Below are 17846 nucleotides of genomic sequence, written 5' to 3'. Positions count from 1 at the left end.
GCGCGAGGCTAAGGCTAGCGTATGGTAAGCGAAAAGTCGCCCGATGGCGCGCTCGCAGATGTTATAAGCGTATGCGTTTCAGGGCAAGATGACGTCGGCCGGCGATTCGGCCTGGTCGGGTGCGGGCGCCGACGGGTCGGGCCCGCGTTCGGCCGAGGTGGCTGTGGCCGTGTAGACGGGCTCGGCCGCGAGGCGGGCCGACAGCGAGGCACTGAAGCCGTCGCTCAAGGCGCCACTGGCCTGGTCGCGCAGCACGTCGCCGGCCAGATGGTAGGCACGCCAGGCCGCCAGCCCTTCCGCCGTATCGAGCGCCGCCAGCGCGAGCTCGCGCTCGCTGTCCGCCAGCTCACCGTCGGCCAGCGCCGAGATGTTTTCGTGCAGTCTTTTCTGGGTATCCATCGCGTATCCCGCCATGTCAAAACACGTCCGCCGCGCCTGCCGCAGGCGCATTGCCAGTTGCCAATAACACTTGCCATCATTCTCGCCTTACCAGCGCTTGTCAACAGGCAAGTCCAACAAAGGCTTCAATTTTTCGGCGATGACTTCGCGGGCGCGGAAGATACGGCTGCGTACAGTACCGATGGGACAGGCCATGATGTCGGAGATTTCCTCATAGCTCAGTCCCTCGATCTCGCGCAAGGCGATCGCGGTACGCAAATCCACGGGCAAGGCATCCATCGCCGCGTTGACGGTCTGGGCGATCTGCTTGCTCGCCAGCATGGATTCCGGCGTATTGATGTCGCGCAAATGCTCGCCATCGTTAAAGGCTTCGGCTTGTTCGGCGTCGGCTTCGGTCGACGTGGGCGTGCGACGCCCCTGCGTGGCCAGGAAGTTCTTGGCGGTGTTGATGCCGATGCGGTACAGCCACGTATAAAAGGCCGAGTCGCCGCGGAAATGCCGCAACGCGCGGTAGGCCTTGATAAACGTCTCCTGCACCACATCCTCGGCTTCGGCCGGATCGTGGACGATGCGCGACAGCAGGCGCATCAGCCGGCGTTGGTACTTCGCCACCAGCAAATCAAACGCCTGCTTGTCACCATCCCGCACCCGGTCCACCAGCACCTGGTCACACTCACGTTCTGTCGTCACTCCTGCATTCCTCAGTGGCCTGCAGCGTGGCCGAATTCTGTAGCCATATGCTATAGAGTTAGCCCGCTGCAAGAAGTTCACAGTGTTCGCGTTTTTATTTCAGCACGTGCGGTGATGGCCCGGCAGGCCAGCGACAAAGCGCGCCAGTCGGCGGGCGTGACGCTGTCGGGCAGCACTATCAGCACCTGCACCCTGCCGCTGTCGCCGCCCAGCCGCAATAGCAGCAAGCCCGGCCATATGGTCGAACCCTGCAGCAGGCGCAGCGCCACCCCGTGTTCCCGGTATACCGCCAGCCGCAGCTGGCCGACACCGGAAATATCAAGCTGGCACACATTACGATGCGGCCGCCCGCACCAGCCGAGCACGCCAGCCAGCACGCACAGCAGCGGCGCGCACCAGCCCGGACAGGCGGCGGCCGAGGCCATCACGCAGCAGCACAGGCCGGCATGCACGATGCGCAAGCCGGACGAGGGGCGAACGATGACAGAGACCGCAATCGACATGGGCAGCGGACGCACAACAACACAGGGGATTACATTCGGAAGCGCCGGCCGCGAAGGCCGGGCAATTCTGGCGCCGGCGAATGCCGGCGCCGAATCCACGCTCACCCTGTTTGGACAGGGCTTGCGCGGATTAGTTCAACGCGGAGTTGAACTTTTACGGACTTTAGATCTTGCCGAACACCAGGCTGCCGTTGGTGCCGCCGAAGCCGAACGAGTTCTTGACTGCATACTCGATCTTCATCGGACGGGCCACATTGGCGCAGAAGTCCAGGTCGCAAGCAGGGTCCTGGTTGAAGATGTTGATGGTCGGAGGCGACACCTGATGGTGTACCGCCAGTACCGTAAACACTGCTTCCAGGCCGCCGGCGCCGCCCAACAGGTGACCGGTCATCGACTTGGTCGAATTGATCACCATGTTCTTGGCGTGCGCGCCGAAGGTGCGCTTGATGCCCTGCACTTCCGCCACGTCGCCCTGCGGGGTCGACGTACCGTGTGCGTTCAGGTAGTTCACCTGGTCCGGATTGATGCCGGCGTTGGCCAGCGCTGCAATCACGGACTTGCTGCCGCCGCTGCCATCTTCCAATGGCGAGGTCATGTGATAAGCGTCAGCGCTCATCCCGAACCCCAGCAGCTCGGCGTAGATCTTGGCGCCGCGGGCCTTGGCGTGTTCGTACTCTTCGAGCACCATCACGCCGGCGCCTTCGCCCAGCACGAAACCGTCGCGGTCCATGTCCCATGGGCGGGACGCGGTCGCTGGGTCGTCGTTGCGGGTCGACAGCGCGCGGGCCGAGGCGAAACCGCCCAGACCCAGTGGCGATACGGTCGATTCCGCACCGCCGGCCACCATGACGTCGGCATCGCCGTACTCAATCATGCGGGCGGCCGCGCCGATGCAGTGCAGGCCGGTGGTGCAGGCCGTGACGATCGACAGGTTAGGACCACGCATGCCGTACTTGATCGACAGGTTGCCCGAGATCATATTGATGATCGAGGCAGGCACGAAGAAAGGCGAGATACGGCGCGGACCGCGCTTGTCGTACTCTTCCTTGGTGGCTTCGATCAGCGGCAGGCCGCCGATACCGGAACCGATGATGACGCCGATGCGATCGGCATTCTCTTCGGTGACGACAATACCGGAGTCTTGCACCGACTGGATGCCGGCTGCCATGCCGTAATGGATAAAGGTATCCATGTGGCGCGCTTCTTTAGCGGGGATGTAATCCTCGATATTGAAGCCTTTGACTTCACCGGCGAACTTGGTGGTGAAAGCTTGCGCATCAAACTTGGTGATGTTGGCAATCCCGGATTTACCCTCGGTGATCGCGGCCCACGATTCGGCAACGGTATTGCCGACCGGGGTCACGGCGCCTAGGCCGGTGATGACAACACGACGGTTTTTAGAACCTCTCAAGCGATTCTCCTAAAGTCGATCGGGCAGAAATTACGCCTTGACGTGGGCGGTAGCGTAGTCGATCGCTTGCTGCACGGTGGTGATCTTTTCTGCTTGTTCGTCAGGGATTTCCATTTCGAATTCGTCTTCCAGGGCCATCACCAGTTCAACGGTGTCCAGGGAGTCAGCGCCGAGGTCGTCGACGAACGAGGATTCGATCTTGATGTCTGCTTCGGCGACGCCCAGTTGCTCAGCGACGATTTTCTTAACGCGTTGTTCGATATCCGACATGTTATGGCTCCATTTTGTTTGTTACGGAAAGCGCGCATTTTATCAGGTTTGCGCACTGAAAAACTAATTTCGGTAGCTGCTGCGTATTTGCCTACAACTAATCCGAAATCACTGCTAAAAGACGAGAACCGGTGGATTTTACGCCACCGGAACGCATCAGTTCATGTACATCCCGCCGTTCACGTGCAGGGTGGTGCCGGTAATATACGCTGCTTGCGGCGACGCCAGGAAGGCGACGGCGGCGGCGATATCCTCGGGCTTGCCCAGGCGTGCCAGCGGGATCTGCGTCAACAGGGCGGCGTGCTGTTCTTCGCCCAGGCCCTTGGTCATGTCGGTGTCGATGAAGCCCGGCGCCACGCTGTTGACGGTGATGTTGCGGCTGCCGATTTCACGCGCCAGCGCGCGGCCCATGCCCTCCACGCCAGCCTTGGCGGCGGCGTAGTTCATCTGGCCCGGATTGCCGGAGGACGCCACCACCGAAGTGATGTTGATGATACGCCCGGTCTTGGCTTTCATCATGCCGCGCAGCACGGCGCGCGACAGGCGGCCGACCGAACTCAGGTTGGTGGCGATGACGCTGTCCCACTCTTCATCCTTCATGCGCATGGCCAGCTGGTCCTGCGTGATGCCGGCGTTGTTGACCAGGATGCCGACGGCGCCGAAGGTCTTGGCAATCTCGTCGATGACGGCGGCGCAGCGCTCAGGGTCGGTGACGTTGAGTACCATGCCCTTGCCGGCTTCGGCACCGATCTCGGCCAGATAAGCCGAGATCGCTTCCGCGCCGGCTTCGGTGGTGGCGGTGCCGATCACGCGGGCGCCTTGACGGGCCAGCTCCTGGGCGATGGCCTTGCCGATGCCGCGCGATGCGCCCGTAACCAGGGCAACTTGATTTGCTAAATTCATGGTGTTCCTTAAACGTTTAGGGAGTGTGCCTGAAGACCCGGCTGCTTATTTGAGCAGGGTCAACACGCGTTCCAGCGAGGCTTGATCGGTGATCGCGTCGCCGACCAGCGTGGCGTCGATGCGCTTGGTCAAGCCCATCAGCACCTTGCCAGGTCCGCACTCGACCACTTGCGTAATGCCTTCGGCGGCGACCTTCTGCATGGTTTCAACCCAGCGCACGGGCGCTGCGGCCTGACGCACCAGGGCATCCTTGATGCTGGCCGGATCGGTCAGCACGGCGACGTCGACGTTGTTGATCAGCGCGATCTGCGGCGCCGAGAACGTCAGGCCTTCCATATAGTCGCGCAGGCGGTCCGAAGCCGGCTTCAGCAGCGACGAATGGAACGGCGCCGACACCGGCAGCTTCATGGCGCGCTTGGCGCCCTTGGCCTTGGCGATCTCGCAGGCGCGCTCGACCGCGATGGTGTCGCCGGCGATCACAACTTGCAGCGGCGCGTTGAAGTTGACGGCCTCGACCACCGAGCCAGGCACGGCGGCAGCGGCTTCGGCGCAGGAGGCGCGGACGTCGTCGTCCGACAGGCCCAGCACGACAGCCATGGTGCCCATGCCGACCGGCACGGCTTCCTGCATCGCTTGCGCGCGGAAGCGCACCAGCGGCACGGCATCCTTGAACGAAATCACACCGGCAGCCACCAGCGCCGAGTATTCACCCAGGCTGTGACCGGCAACGATGGATGGCAGCGGACCGCCGGCGGCGATCCATGCACGGTAGACGGCAACCGCAGCGGTCAGCATGACCGGCTGGGTGTTGGTGGTCAGGTCCAGCTCTTCCTTCGGACCTTCGGCGATCAGCTTGCCGAGGTCGAATTGCAGCGCGTCGGATGCCTCGGCGATGGTCTGCGCCACCACCGGATTGCCGGCAAAGCCGTCCATCATCGCGATCGCTTGCGAACCCTGGCCTGGAAATACAAAAGCAAATTTAGTCATACTTCATCCATCTCATTTTTATTGAACGCTACGCTAGCATGCCATCGTGACAGCTTTGCTACCGACGAGTCCGTTAGAACTCTAATTCTAATTCAGGCCGTTAAAACCGCGCCAAAACCGCGCCCCAGGTGAAACCACCACCGACGCCTTCCATCATGATGTGCTGGCCTTTCTTGATGCGGCCATCGCGCACAGCCACGTCCAGCGCCAGCGGGATCGAAGCGGCCGACGTATTGCCGTGCTGGTCGACGGTGACAACCATCTTCTCGGCAGGCAGGCCCAGCTTCTTGGCGGTGCTGTTCATGATGCGGATATTGGCCTGGTGCGGTATCAGCCAGTCGATCTGGTCGGAGGTCATATTGGCCTTGTCCAGCGCTTCGTGCGCGACCTTCTCCAGCACCGATACGGCCAGCTTGAAGACAGCGGGACCATCCATGTACAGGAAGGCGCTGCCGGCAACCGCGCCGCCATCGACCGAACCCGGCACGCTGAGGATGTCCGAATGACGGCCGTCCGCGTGCAGCTTGGTGGCCAGGATGCCTGGCTCTTCCGACGCGCTCAGCACGATGGCGCCGGCGCCGTCGCCGAACAGCACGCAGGTGGTGCGGTCGTCGAAATTGAGGATGCGCGAAAACACTTCGGCGCCGATCACCAGCACGTTCTTGTGCACGCCGGCGCGGATGAAGGCGTCGGCGGTGGACACGGCGTAGACGAAGCCGCTGCACACGGCTTGCACGTCGACTGCCGCGCTGTTGTTGGTCATGCCCAGTTTTTTCTGCACGATGCAGGCGGTGCTGGGGAAGCTGCCGAAGAAGTCCGGCGTCGAGCTGGCCAGCACGATCAGGTCGATGTCGTTCGGCTCCAGGCCAGCCATCTCCAGCGCCTTCTTGGCGGCGTTGACCGCCAGGTCCGACGATTTCTGTTCAGGCTCGGCGAAGTGGCGTGCCGAAATACCGCTGCGGCTGACGATCCATTCGTCCGAGGTCTCGATGCCTTTGGCGGCGAGTTGATCAGCCAGGTCCTGGTTGGTCACACGCTTTTCCGGCAGGTAGCTGCCGGTGCCTATAATTTTGCTGTACAAAGTCATGCCGTTCTACCGTCCACTAAATAGTTGAGCTTGGTACTTCCGGGGTATCCGTGTTGCGCGGCATGAGCTCGGCGATCATTTCCGAGATATGCCCCAACACATCATTTTTTGCAGCATCATACGCGCGTCGGATCGCCCACTCAAAAGAATAGGCATCGGCGCCGCCATGGCTCTTGAACACCAGGCCGCGCAGGCCCAGCAGACTGGCGCCGTTGTGGCGCGATGGCTGGAAGCGGTCCTTGACCGCCTTCAGCGCACCGCCGCCGAGCAAGGCGCCCAGCATGGTCAACAGATTACGCTTGAATTCCGTGCGCAGGGTGTCGCCAAAGAATCGTGCGACGCCCTCCACCGCCTTCAAGGTCACGTTGCCGACAAAGCCATCGCACACCACGATATCGGTGGTGCCCTTGAAGATGTCGTTGCCCTCGACGTTGCCGTGGAAGTTGAGCGCGCCGCGTTCGTGATCGGCCTGCAGCAGCTTGCTGGTGGCCTTGACCACTTCATTGCCCTTGATGTCCTCGGTGCCGACGTTCAGCAGGCCGATGGTCGGGCGGGCGATTTTTTCCATGGCCGAGACCAGCACCGAACCCATGATGGCGAACTGGTGCAGGTGATGCGGTTCGCAATCGACGTTGGCGCCCAGGTCCAGCATATAGGTCGGGCCATTTTTCTGGTTCGGCATGATGCCGCAGATGGCCGGACGGTCGACGCCGGTCATGGTCTTGAGCACGTAGCGCGACACCGCCATCAGCGCGCCGGTATTGCCGGCCGAGACGCAGGCCTGGGCCTTGCCGTCCTTGACTTGCTCGATGGCGACGCGCATCGACGAATCCTTCTTGCGGCGCAGGGCCACTTCGAGCGGATCGTCCATGGTGACTTGTTCGGAGGCGTGTTGCACGGTGATGCGCGGATGCGTATCGGCGTGCTGCTTTTTCAATTCCGCGCGAATAACGTCTTCCAAACCGACCAGGATCAGTTCAGCGTCAGGCTCACGTTTGAGGAAGGAAACTGCTGCGGGGATAGTGACCGACGGGCCGTGATCGCCACCCATGCAGTCGATAGAAATTTTGATTGTCATTTGTTTTGATTCAGTACCACGCTCCAGCCCATGCGGGGCAAGCTGCGGCAAGCTGCGGACCAACCACATCCAGGTCTACGCGTTTCAAAATGACGGTGTGCAAAAGAGGATTGCAGCCGATGATAAAGAAAAAGCGATGCTCCGCGAGTTATCCACGTAGCACCGCCTATTTCCGGGTCCAGCAAAAGCGTCGATTACTCGTCGTTTTTGGTTTTCAGGACTTTACGACCACGGTAGAAGCCGTTAGGGCTGATGTGGTGACGCAGGTGGGTTTCACCGGTGGTTGGCTCGATACCCAGTTGTGGAGCAACCAGGAAATCGTGCGAACGGTGCATACCGCGCTTCGAAGGGGACTTCTTGTTCTGTTGAACTGCCATGTTAATGACTCCTAATACATAAGTTCTAAAATTTTAACACATTCGACCAGCAAATACATGCGAATCGAGTATCCTGCCGGCAAAACTGAACCGGCATAGTTAAACTGAGATTTACTACATTTTCACTGCTGACTTGCCATACTCGATTTACTACACGCGTTTGACACGTTCTTTACAACACTACTTATTCGGTACTGCTTATTCGGATTTGAGGCCCTTGAGGGCGTCGAACGGCGACAACTTTTCGCTTTTTGCCTTGTCCAGCAGAGCGGAGTCGGGGCAGACATCATGTTTCGGCGTATGCGGCAGGGCCAGCAGCGCTTCGTCTTCCACCAAGTCCATCAGCTCCATGCTGCGGCTGCCGACGATCACATCGATCGTCTCGTCGTTGATCATTTCTTCGATCTCGTCCGCTTGCTCATCGTCCTTACCCAGCATCAGCACGGTTTGTGCGTCGATGGTGTGTGCGTAAGGCGTCAGGCAGCGCTGGCAGACCAGTTGCACGGTGCCGGAAACCGACAGCGTCATCTGCGGGAAGCCCATCTTGCTGGTGCCCCCTACTGCTTTCCAGGCGATCGTACCCGACGTATCGGCACAATCCTTGGTCAAACGGGTCATTTCGGCAACAGGCGTCACGCCTTGCTGGCTGCCGTTGCTCCGACAAAATTCAAAGGCGTCGATCACAATAGCATTCATTACAGAAAATTTCCCCGGAAAACCTGCGATAATAACAGGGTTTTCATCGTCAAGTCAAAGCCTTAGCGTATTTTTCGTTCTTTTTTGCCGCTGGCACGTCCGGCGACAGAGCATATAACATTCCCCTCATGACATCAAGTTTACTCGTACTCGCCTCCAGTTCCGCGTACCGCCGCGAACTCTTATCACGGCTGCAACTGCCGTTCGACGTGGCGGTGCCCGATATCGACGAAAGCCCGCTGCCCGGCGAGACGCCCAGCGCCACCGCGCTGCGCCTGGCGCGCGAGAAAGCCGCAGCCGTGGCCGCCAAGCTGCCTGGCCGCATCGTCATCGGCTCCGACCAGGTCGCCACGCTGGACGACGAGCAGATCGGCAAGCCGGGCAACCATGCCAACGCGCTGGTCCAGCTGCAGAAGATGCGCGGCCGCGAAGTAATCTTCCACACCGCGCTGTGCGTGTGGGATGGCCGCACCGGCACGGCACAGGTTGAAGACATCCAGACCGTCGTCAAGTTCCGCGACCTGCCCGACGCCGAACTCGACGCTTACCTGCGCATCGAACAGCCCTACGACTGCGCCGGCAGCGCTAAGAACGAGGCGCTGGGCATCGCCATCCTGGAACGCATCGACAGCAGCGACCCGACCGCCCTCACCGGCTTGCCTTTGATCGCGCTGACAGGCATGCTGCGCAACATTGGCGTTTCCTTCTTTAATACCTGACTGTTTTTATGACCGGCACCCTCTTCTTAATACCGAACACCCTGGGCGAGACTGAAGCGCTCTCCTCCGTGCTGCCCGAACAGGTGCAGCGGATCACTGCGCAACTCGATTACTTCGTCGCCGAGAACGCCAAGACGGCGCGCGCCTTCCTCAAGCTGGTCAACGCCAACCATCCGCTGGCCAAGCCGCTACAGGAAATCAAGATCTCCGAACTCAACGTCAACACTCCGGCGGCCGCGCTGGCGGGCCTGCTGGCGCCGCTGCTGGCCGGCCAGGATGGCGGACTGGTGTCGGAAGCCGGCGTGCCGGCGGTGGCCGATCCTGGCGCCGACCTGGTGCGGCTGGCGCATCAGCACAACATCCCGGTGCGGCCGCTGGTGGGGCCGTCGTCACTGCTGCTGGCGGTGATGGCGAGCGGCTTGAACGGACAGAGCTTCGCCTTCAACGGCTATCTGCCGACCGACGCCGCGCAGCGCGCCACCCGCATCAAGGAATTGGAACAGCGCTCGCGCAAGGAAAAGCAAACGCAGCTGTTCATTGAAACGCCCTACCGCAACGCCGCCATGCTGGAAGCGCTGACGGCGGCCTGCGCGCCGAGCACGCTGATCTGCGTGGCGACCGACCTCAGCCTGCCATCGGAAACCATCCGCACCATGAGCGCGTCGCAATGGAAGAGCGCCAAGGCGCCGGACTTCCACAAGAAGCCCACCGTGTTCCTGCTGCTGGGCCAATAAGCGGGGTCAGACGCCGCGGGTGTAGTCCGTCACCCACTCGATCGCGGCCAGCTGGATCGCGTACAGCTCGGCCGGCGTCAGCTCCAGCTGGTGCAGCATCTGCGCCAGCAGCTTGCCGTCGCGGTTGCGCTCGATGTGCTCGATCAGGCTCAGCATGCTGCCGTAGTCGCCGCTGCGATGCAGCAGCGCGGCGCGCACTTCGTCCAGCACGTTGACGCTTTCCAGCACGTCGCGCATATGGATGGAGAACAGCGTGTCCATCAGCGACATCACGCCCACCGTGAAGCCGATATCGGCGCTGACGCGCTGCCCAGGCCGCAAATGCTCGACCATCAGCTCCATGGTCTTGCCGCGCGTGGTGGCCAGCTGCAGCAGCGGCGAGGTGAACTCCTGCGCGCCGCCGCCCTTCACGTACAGCAGGATCTGCAGCCAGCGTTTGAGCTGACGCCGCCCCAGCACCATCAGCGCATGGCCGACCGAGTTGATGCGGTAGCGCGCACCGACCGCCGGCGTGTTCACCAGCCTCAGCAGGTTCAGCGTGATCAGCGCGTCATGCTTGACGCTGCGTTCGATCTCGTGACTGCTGGCCTCGGTGTTGAGCAAGTCCAGCAAATGCAGCACGCTGCGCTGCGACGGCGAAATCTTCTTGCCGCTCAGGATGACGGGCCGCGCAAAATAATAGCCCTGGAAATATTCGAAGCCCAGCTCCATGCATTGCTGGAACTCCTCCATCGTCTCGACCTTCTCGGCCAGCAGCTTTTGCTTGGGGTTCTTCAGCACGCGCGCCAGCGCCGGCAAGGTGCCGGGGTGCATTTCCTTGATGTCGACCTTGATGACGTCGCACAGCGGCTGGAATTTCTGCACGTCTTCGGACTGGCCGATCACATCGTCCAGCGCGAACTTGAAGCCGGCCTGCTTGAGCTCGCGTATGCGGTCCAGCACTTCCGGCGTGGCTTTGACGGTTTCGAGGATTTCGAGGATGACTTTGTCGTTCGGCAGGAAGCGGATGAAGTCGCTCATCAGGCCGATGGCGTCGACATTGACGAAGGCCATCTGGTCGCCCACCACGTGCTCCATGCCCAGCTCGGACGCGTGGGCGATCACGGTGGCGGTGGCCTCGGCGTCGTCGGTGATGGTGGCTTCGTTGCGCAAGCGGGCGTCGCGGAACAGCAGCTCATATGCCACCAGCCGCTGTCCCCGGTTGAGGATGGGCTGGCGCGCAAGAAAGAAGTTGTCAGCAAGCTTGGACGGCACCGTTGACGACGTCATCATCATGGGAAGCTCCCAATCTGCAATCTGCTTAATTCGGGTTGCCGTCTCAAGCGGCAACCCGCTAACTAGCAGACTATACCCTGCTATACCGTCCTGACAACATTTTTCTAGCGACTGACCGGCCGGCGCACCGCAGTGTTGCGCGTACCCGTCGGCTTGCCGCTTTCCAGCGTGAATCGGGCGCCGGAGTCCTTGCCCAGCACCTTGACCAGGTAGGGCATCACTTCCTTCAACATCGGCTCCAGCGTGTACGGCGGGTTCAGGATGAACATGCCGCTGCTGTGCAGGCCGAAGCCGTCCGGCATCGGCGTGTTGGTGGTCAGCACGACGTTGAGCCAGTCGCTGCATTGCAGCTGCTTGAGCTTGTCGGCGAACTGGCGCGACTCCATGCGCTGCAGCAGCGGATACCAGACCGCGTAGGTGCCGGTCGGGAAGCGCACCAGCGCCTCGGCCAGCGTGTCCTTGACCTTTTTGTAGTCCTGCTTGTCTTCATATGGCGGATCGATCAGCACCAGCGCGCGGCGCGACGGCGGCGGCAGCAGCGCCTTCAGCGCCTGGAAGCCGTCGCCGCGCGTCACCAGCACGCGCTTGCCGCGCGTGGTCGGGCGGATGCCCTGCTGCGCAGCGTGCTCGTCGAGCTTGCGGAAGTTATCGGCCAGCAGCTTGGAATCGGCCGGATGCAGTTCAAACAGACGCAGGCGGTCGTGCTCGCGCGCGACCTGGTCGGCGATGTAGGGCGAGCCTGGGTAGTAGCGCATCTTGCCGCTCGGGTTCATGGCGCGGATCAGGTCGACATATTCCTTGAGCGGCGCGGGCATGTCGGTGCGCTCCCACAGCGGGCCGATGCCGGTGTCGTATTCGGCGTTCTTGGAGGCGAAGGAGCCGTCGAGCGCATACACGCCGGCGCCGGAATGGGTGTCGATGTAGCTGTAGGCGGTATCTTTCTGATTCAGATACTGCATCAACTGGATGGTCACGAAATGCTTCAACACATCGGCGTGATTACCCGCGTGAAAGGCGTGGCGGTAACTCAACATAAGCTTGGTACTTCCTAAATAGTGGTGGTGCAGAACAATCCCGCATTATCCACTAGAAAGCGCCGCCAGCCAAAAATGCGCCCATATCGTTTGCATCAAAGCGTGCACCGGGATGGTGACTAACATGGAACGGCCGTTCTGCATCCGCAGGCGCGGCGACCTTTCATGGAGGACATTATGGCATTCAATAACGTAGGTCCGCTGACCTTCCTGGCGCCGGGGCAGACGGCGTTCTGGAGCTACAGCTATCCCAGCGACCATGGCACGCAGTTCGCCTCGGCCGACGTCAAGGCGCCCAACCAGGGCGCGGTCCACATGGCGGACCAGCAAAGCAAGCGCAAGGAAAACAATGGCGACGCCACCTATTTCGTCCAGATCCACAACCAGGGCATAGGCGGCGCCTTCCACAACCTGCAAGGAGGAGGCATGTCATGAAGATGACCATCGTAACCGACGACCAGAACAACATCCTGGGCGCCGTGCAGGGCCATTCCCTGTCGGCGAAACAGGGTCAGATGGAAGTGAACGTCTCGTTCGCGCCAGGCCACAAGACCCACATGCTGGAGGTGGACGACGACCTGGCCACCATCCACGACGTGGATGACTTCCAGCGGCGCCTGAAGCAGCACCTGCATCAGCACCTGGGCACGCAGCCCTGAAGCCAGCACCGCGCACGCGGACGGACCACCGCCGCGTGCGCGGCATCAGGCCACCTTCCGGTCGAAGAATTGCTCATCCTCGGTCGAACCGTGCAAGGCGGTGGTCGAAGACTGGCCGTTCTGGATGCACTGGGTGACGGCGTCGAAATAGCCGGTACCCACCTCGCGCTGGTGCTTGACCGCCGTGAAGCCCCTCTCGGCGGCGGCGAACTCCGCCTCCTGCAACTCGACGAAAGCCGACATCTGGCGGCGCGCATAGCCGTGCGCCAGGTTGAACATGCCGTAGTTCAGCGCGTGGAAGCCGGCCAGCGTGATGAACTGGAACTTGTAGCCCATGGCGCCCAGCTCCTTCTGGAAGCGGGCGATGGTGGCGTCGTCCAGGTTTTTCTTCCAGTTGAACGAGGGCGAGCAATTGTAGGCCAGCATCTTGCCGGGGAACTTGGCGTGCACGGCGTCGGCGAACTGCTTGGCGAAGGCCAGGTCAGGCTTGCCGGTCTCGCACCAGACCAGGTCGGCGTATGGCGCGTAGGCCAGCGCGCGCGCTATCGCCTGCTCCAGGCCCGGCCGGACCTTGTAGAAGCCCTCGACGGTGCGCTCGCCGGTGCAGAACGGGCGGTCGTTGTCGTCCACGTCCGAGGTCAGCAGGTCGGCCGCCTCGGCGTCGGTGCGGGCAATCACCAGCGTCGAGACGCCCATGACATCGGCCGCCAGGCGGGCCGCAGTCAGTTTTTCCACCGCTTCGCGCGTCGGCACCAGCACCTTGCCGCCCATGTGGCCACACTTCTTGACCGACGCCAGCTGATCTTCGAAATGCACGCCCGCGGCGCCGGCCGCTATCATCGACTTCATCAGCTCGTAGGCGTTGAGCACGCCGCCGAAACCGGCTTCGGCGTCGGCCACGATGGGCGCGAAGAAGTCGATCTCGTCCTTCCCTTCCGACCATTGGATCTGATCGGCGCGCTGGAAGGTGTTGTTGATGCGCTGGACGACCATGGGCACCGAGTTGGCCGGATACAGCGACTGGTCGGGATACATTTCTCCCGCCAGGTTGGCGTCGCCGGCGACTTGCCAGCCCGACAGGTAGATCGCCTTCAGGCCGGCCTTGACCTGCTGCATGGCCTGGTTGCCGGTCAGCGCGCCCAGCGCGTTGACGAAGGGCTCGTTGTTGAGCAGGTGCCACAGCTTGTCGGCGCCTCGCCTGGCCAGCGTATGCTCGATCTGCAAGGAACCGCGCAGGCGCACCACATCTTCGGCGCTGTAGCTGCGGGTGACGCCCTGCCAGCGCGGGTTGGTGTCCCAGTCTTTTTGCAGGGCGGCGATTTGCTGTTCACGAGTTGTCATGACGTTCTCCTATTTAAAACGAAATCCGTTATACAAATAGTAGACTTTTTTTCGCCTGCGCAAACAGTCTTATATAAGACATATAACCAGATATTTATCCATAAAAATCAATGGGATAATTATAATTTTTCAGGATGCGAAATAATATTTCTCAAAACGAAAGAGAACTCCGCAACTCACCGCCAGCACTTCCCGCAATGTGAAATGAACGCCGCGCCTGATGAAAAGCAAACACCCCGCAAGCCTTGCGGCTTGCGGGGTGTCGGCGCAGTAGTGCAATCGGTATCAGGTTTTGCGGCGGCGGGCAGCCATCCCCACCAGGCCCAGGCCTGCCAGCAGCATGCCGTAGGTTGCCGGTTCAGGTACAGCGAGCACGGTGAACTCGGTCGCGCCGATGTAGGCGCCGGTCATCGTGAAGTAGCTGATCGACGGCGTGTTTTCCATGAAACCATGGAACTCGCCCTGGTTCGTGCCGCCGTTGGTCAGGAAGGTCAAGGTAGTCGACTCGATCAGCGTAAATGTCGAGTCATAGGCCGCAATCGTCGCCGTACCATAATTGCGTGGTGCGGCGTAATTGAGGAAAGCGCCCACGCCGCTGACGGCTTGCGAGAACGCCAGCATCATGGTGCTGGTCGAATCGTTCGTGCCGGCCATCGACAGGCCGGTCCAGAAACCGTTGTTGGCAAAGCCGTAGCCGGCGTCGTAGCCGTAGACCGAGCTGTTGTTGGCGCTGCTCCAGATCACGCCCGGCGCCAAAACCTGTGGACCGGCGCCAAAATACTGCAGTACCGGCATAGGTAAAACCGTGCCGCCCGGGATCGACGTCACCGGAGCGGCCTGGGCGGACAGCCCCAGTGCGCATAACACTGCAAAAGTAAGTTTCTTCATGGAAGACTCCTGATGAACCTGCACTTATGCACCAAAAATTGATGCATTGTAATTTTTACATGCAGCCACATCAGTGTCAATATTCATTGCAAAAATACCACAAACGTTTCAATATAGAAAACATTATGAGACTAGCATTTGCTGAGCCACCAGGATGCCGTCCGCGTCGGCATAGATCCAGTCGCCCGGCTGCACCGGCACGCCCTGGATGTGCACCCGCACGTTGCGCTCGCCCGCGCCCTTCTTGCTGCTCTTCTGCGGATGGGCGCCCAGCGCGCGCACGCCGATTTCGCAGGAGTTGATCTCGTCGGTGTCGCGGATGCAGCCATCGACGATGATGCCGGCCCAGCCATTGTCCTGGGCCAGCAAGCCCAGCTGGCCGCCGACCAGCGCGCGGCGCAGGCTGCCGCCGCCGTCGATCACCAGCACATTGCCGCCGCCCTGGGTCTCCAGCACCGAACGCACCAACGCGTTGTCCTCATGCACCTTGAGCGTGGTCACGCGGCCCGAAAACTGCACCTGCTTGCCAAAGTGGCGGAACACCGGCGGCAGCACGGCCAGGCGGCCGTCCTCCAGCAGATTGGCGTTGTCGTCGCATAAATCGGTGGTGGCGAAATTCATTGTCGTTCCGTGCATATGGTGAAGGAAACAATGATTCTATGCTGTTTTGGCAGCCGCGACCAAGCGGGTCTTGCTGCCGACGCCGAGCGCGGTCAGGATCACCAGCGCCTGGAACGCGCCGATGCCGATGAACACGCCGGACGGATGGTTGGCGTCCATCAGCGCGCCGAATAGCAGCGGGCCCAGCGCCAATCCACTGTCCAGGCCCGAATACACGACGCCGAACACGCGGCCGGTGGCGTTGGCCGGCGCCGAGCCGCGTATCAGCAGATCGCGCGAGGGGCCGGAAATGCCGGTCGCCAGGCCGATCAGGCCCATCAGCGCAACCGCCATCCACGCAGGAACCACGGCAGTGGCCAGCACCAGCGACAGCAACGCCGCCGTGCCGAAGGCCATGATGATGATGCGGTCGTGATGGCCGCTGCCGGCGCCGAGGAAGCCGCCGTACACCATGCCGGCCGCCGAGGCGATCATGTAGGCGGTGTAGGCCGTCGTGGCCCAGGCCAGCGACATGCCGTACAGGCTCACCAGGCTGGTCGCCGCGAAGCTCTGGATGCCGGCCAGCGCCACGGCCGAGATCAGGAAGAAGGCAAAGCACATCCACACCACCTGCAGGCGCAGGAAGCCGAACGCGCCGCCCTGGCCCGCTCCGGCCGAGGCCGCAGGCGCCGCAGCCGAACCGGGCCGCAGCGCATGGCGGTTCCAGACCAGTAGCGCCAGCACCGCCAGCGGCAACAGGGCCGCGCTCAGCAGCGCCGTGCGCCAGTCGGTGCGGCTGGCTACAAAGGTCAGGAACAGCGGCGAGATGGCCCAGCCGATATTGCCGCTGATGCCGTGCACCGAAAAGCCGTGTGCCAGCCGCCCCTTGGACACCCGCTGGTTCAGCAGCGTGTAGTCGGCCGGATGGAACACGCTGTTGCCGCAGCCCGCCAGGAAGGCGCCCAGCATCAGTTGCGCATAACTGTGGGCGCTCGACAGCATCACCGCCGACAGCCCCAGCAGCCCGATGCCGCTGAACAGCACGGCGCGCGCGCTGTAGCGGTCGACGATGAAGCCGGCCATCGCCTGCCCCACGCCGGAAACGGTGAAGAACACCGTCATCAGCAAACCCAGCTCGGCGTAGCTCAGATGGAATTCCGGCTTCAGCCAAGGGATCAGCGCCGCCAGGATCACGTGGTAAAAGTGCGAAGTGCCGTGCGCCAGCCCGACCAGGCCAATGACCCGGGCGTCCTGCCGCAGCAACGATGTATCGTTCATGCCGCCTCCCTGCTTCAAAAAAGAAGGCCTAGTGTAAGCATTTCGCGCGCGTCTGATTTAAGATAGAAGGTCAACTTTTATCGAAATCCCGCCATGCCGATACCGGTCGTCACGCACACCCAGTTCAATTGGAATTGCGACTTCCCCACCGCCGCCCGGCCGCTGACCATGTCCGGCCGCGACCTGCCGGCCGACGCCGTGCTGCTGCCGCATGACCATCCGTGGGGCCAGTTCACCTACGCCATGCAGGGCGTGATGCGCGTGACGGCCAACCACAGCAGCTGGATCGTGCCGCCGCAGCGCGCCATCTGGATCGCGCCGGATGTCGAGCACGCCATTACGGTGCTGGAGCCGACCCGGCTGCGTCCGGTGTGCGTGCACGCCAGCCGCTCGCCCTTTCCGGACGCCTGCAAGGTGGTCGAAGTGTCGGGCCTGCTGCGCGAGCTGCTGGCCGCGCTGGAGCAGCACGACCAGGACGAACAGTCCGGCCGCGAACGCCTGCTGGGCGAAATGATCCTCGATGAGTTGCCGCGCTGCGCCGCCCGTCCGCTGCGCGTGCCGCTGCCGCACGACAAGCGCCTGAAGGCCCTGTGCGACGCGCTAGTCGCCGATCCCGGCGCCGAGCACACGCTGGCGGCATGGGCCGGCCAGGTCGGCGCCTCGGAACGCACGCTGACCCGCCTGTTCGAACGCGAGCTGGGCATGAGCTTCAGCCAGTGGCGCCAGCAAGCCAGGCTGGCGCACGCGGCGCCGCTGATCGCGCGCGGCGTGCCGCTGTCGCAGGTGGCGGCGCAGCTCGGTTACGCCAGCCAGTCGGCCTTCTCGGCCATGTTCAAGAAAACCTTTGGCAGCACGCCGACATCTTTTTTTGCTGAAAAGTAGATAAACGGTTAAGTTTTCGATTAATACACCGTTAA

At 61.9% G+C, this 17846-nt stretch carries 22 protein-coding genes; 5 read left to right on the top strand and 17 right to left on the bottom strand.

The annotated features are described in order from the left end of the window. Positions 1-78: 78 nt before the first annotated feature. The 11 genes from GEV01_RS09105 to GEV01_RS09055 form a co-directional block, all read right to left on the bottom strand. Positions 79-399 carry a sigma-E factor negative regulatory protein gene (locus GEV01_RS09105; protein ID WP_152803543.1) on the bottom strand — a complete coding sequence of 107 codons (321 nt, stop codon included), beginning with the start codon at positions 397-399 and terminating at the stop codon, positions 79-81. Positions 400-486: 87 nt separating this feature from the next. Then, on the bottom strand, positions 487-1089 hold the full coding sequence (gene rpoE, locus GEV01_RS09100; protein ID WP_008449903.1) for an RNA polymerase sigma factor RpoE: 603 nt from the start codon (positions 1087-1089) through the stop codon (positions 487-489). 77 nt (positions 1090-1166) lie between these two features. After that, positions 1167-1592, bottom strand: a complete 426-nt coding sequence (locus tag GEV01_RS09095) for a protein YgfX (protein ID WP_152803541.1) — start codon at positions 1590-1592, stop codon at positions 1167-1169. A gap of 163 nt (positions 1593-1755) precedes the next feature. After that, positions 1756-3003 (bottom strand): beta-ketoacyl-ACP synthase II, encoded by a 1248-nt coding sequence (fabF, locus tag GEV01_RS09090; RefSeq protein ID WP_008449908.1) that lies wholly within the window; start codon positions 3001-3003, stop codon positions 1756-1758. Positions 3004-3033: 30 nt separating this feature from the next. After that, the gene (gene acpP, locus GEV01_RS09085; RefSeq protein ID WP_008449912.1) at positions 3034-3273 is read right to left on the bottom strand and encodes an acyl carrier protein; all 240 of its coding nucleotides are present in this window, start codon (positions 3271-3273) and stop codon (positions 3034-3036) included. A 156-nt stretch (positions 3274-3429) separates the two neighbouring features. After that, positions 3430-4176 (bottom strand): 3-oxoacyl-ACP reductase FabG, encoded by a 747-nt coding sequence (gene fabG, locus GEV01_RS09080; RefSeq protein WP_152803539.1) that lies wholly within the window; start codon positions 4174-4176, stop codon positions 3430-3432. Positions 4177-4221: 45 nt separating this feature from the next. After that, positions 4222-5163, bottom strand: a complete 942-nt coding sequence (gene fabD, locus GEV01_RS09075) for an ACP S-malonyltransferase (protein ID WP_152803537.1) — start codon at positions 5161-5163, stop codon at positions 4222-4224. 100 nt (positions 5164-5263) lie between these two features. Beyond that, entirely contained in the window at positions 5264-6250 is a 987-nt protein-coding gene (locus GEV01_RS09070; RefSeq protein ID WP_152803535.1) for a beta-ketoacyl-ACP synthase III, read from the bottom strand. 16 nt (positions 6251-6266) lie between these two features. Continuing rightward, the gene (gene plsX, locus GEV01_RS09065) at positions 6267-7328 is read right to left on the bottom strand and encodes a phosphate acyltransferase PlsX (protein WP_043481077.1); all 1062 of its coding nucleotides are present in this window, start codon (positions 7326-7328) and stop codon (positions 6267-6269) included. 194 nt (positions 7329-7522) lie between these two features. Further along, on the bottom strand, positions 7523-7705 hold the full coding sequence (gene rpmF, locus GEV01_RS09060) for a 50S ribosomal protein L32 (protein WP_008449924.1): 183 nt from the start codon (positions 7703-7705) through the stop codon (positions 7523-7525). 198 nt (positions 7706-7903) lie between these two features. Continuing rightward, the gene (locus GEV01_RS09055; RefSeq protein ID WP_152803534.1) at positions 7904-8401 is read right to left on the bottom strand and encodes a YceD family protein; all 498 of its coding nucleotides are present in this window, start codon (positions 8399-8401) and stop codon (positions 7904-7906) included. A 128-nt stretch (positions 8402-8529) separates the two neighbouring features. Between GEV01_RS09055 and GEV01_RS09050 the strand changes: the two genes are divergently transcribed. Further along, the gene (locus GEV01_RS09050) at positions 8530-9120 is read left to right on the top strand and encodes a Maf-like protein (RefSeq protein WP_152803532.1); all 591 of its coding nucleotides are present in this window, start codon (positions 8530-8532) and stop codon (positions 9118-9120) included. A gap of 8 nt (positions 9121-9128) precedes the next feature. Continuing rightward, a complete protein-coding gene (locus tag GEV01_RS09045) occupies positions 9129-9854 on the top strand; it encodes an SAM-dependent methyltransferase (protein WP_152803529.1) in 726 nt (241 codons plus the stop codon). 6 nt (positions 9855-9860) lie between these two features. Here the strand turns inward: GEV01_RS09045 and GEV01_RS09040 are convergent, their stop codons facing one another. Then, positions 9861-11129, bottom strand: coding sequence for an EAL and HDOD domain-containing protein (locus GEV01_RS09040; RefSeq protein ID WP_152803527.1), 1269 nt, complete (start codon positions 11127-11129; stop codon positions 9861-9863). Positions 11130-11233: 104 nt separating this feature from the next. After that, positions 11234-12163 (bottom strand): 23S rRNA (adenine(2030)-N(6))-methyltransferase RlmJ, encoded by a 930-nt coding sequence (locus GEV01_RS09035; protein WP_008449937.1) that lies wholly within the window; start codon positions 12161-12163, stop codon positions 11234-11236. 177 nt (positions 12164-12340) lie between these two features. Here GEV01_RS09035 and GEV01_RS09030 point away from each other — a divergent pair, with 177 nt between their 5' ends. Continuing rightward, a complete protein-coding gene (locus GEV01_RS09030; RefSeq protein WP_008449939.1) occupies positions 12341-12598 on the top strand; it encodes a hypothetical protein in 258 nt (85 codons plus the stop codon). Continuing rightward, complete coding sequence (locus GEV01_RS09025) at positions 12595-12822, top strand: hypothetical protein (RefSeq protein ID WP_152803525.1); 228 nt, start codon at positions 12595-12597, stop codon at positions 12820-12822. The genes GEV01_RS09030 and GEV01_RS09025 overlap by 4 nt, the downstream gene beginning before the upstream one ends. A gap of 45 nt (positions 12823-12867) precedes the next feature. Here the strand turns inward: GEV01_RS09025 and aceA are convergent, their stop codons facing one another. From aceA to GEV01_RS09005, 4 genes are all read right to left on the bottom strand, one after another. Beyond that, positions 12868-14163, bottom strand: a complete 1296-nt coding sequence (aceA, locus tag GEV01_RS09020; RefSeq protein WP_152803523.1) for an isocitrate lyase — start codon at positions 14161-14163, stop codon at positions 12868-12870. Between the two features lie 285 nt (positions 14164-14448). After that, positions 14449-15051 (bottom strand): PEP-CTERM sorting domain-containing protein, encoded by a 603-nt coding sequence (locus tag GEV01_RS09015; RefSeq protein ID WP_152803521.1) that lies wholly within the window; start codon positions 15049-15051, stop codon positions 14449-14451. A gap of 123 nt (positions 15052-15174) precedes the next feature. Beyond that, entirely contained in the window at positions 15175-15672 is a 498-nt protein-coding gene (rraA, locus tag GEV01_RS09010; RefSeq protein ID WP_008449949.1) for a ribonuclease E activity regulator RraA, read from the bottom strand. A gap of 36 nt (positions 15673-15708) precedes the next feature. After that, positions 15709-16929: an MFS transporter gene (locus tag GEV01_RS09005; protein ID WP_152803519.1), complete on the bottom strand. Its 1221-nt coding sequence runs from the start codon at positions 16927-16929 to the stop codon at positions 15709-15711. A gap of 93 nt (positions 16930-17022) precedes the next feature. Between GEV01_RS09005 and GEV01_RS09000 the strand changes: the two genes are divergently transcribed. Further along, positions 17023-17811 carry a helix-turn-helix transcriptional regulator gene (locus GEV01_RS09000; protein WP_152803518.1) on the top strand — a complete coding sequence of 263 codons (789 nt, stop codon included), beginning with the start codon at positions 17023-17025 and terminating at the stop codon, positions 17809-17811. The last annotated feature ends 35 nt before the right edge of the window (positions 17812-17846 follow it).

This window comes from Rugamonas rivuli, assembly GCF_009380165.1.
In the GTDB taxonomy this organism is placed as follows: Bacteria; Pseudomonadota; Gammaproteobacteria; order Burkholderiales; family Burkholderiaceae_D; genus Rugamonas; species Rugamonas rivuli.
This window is presented reverse-complemented; position numbering and strand designations above follow the sequence as displayed.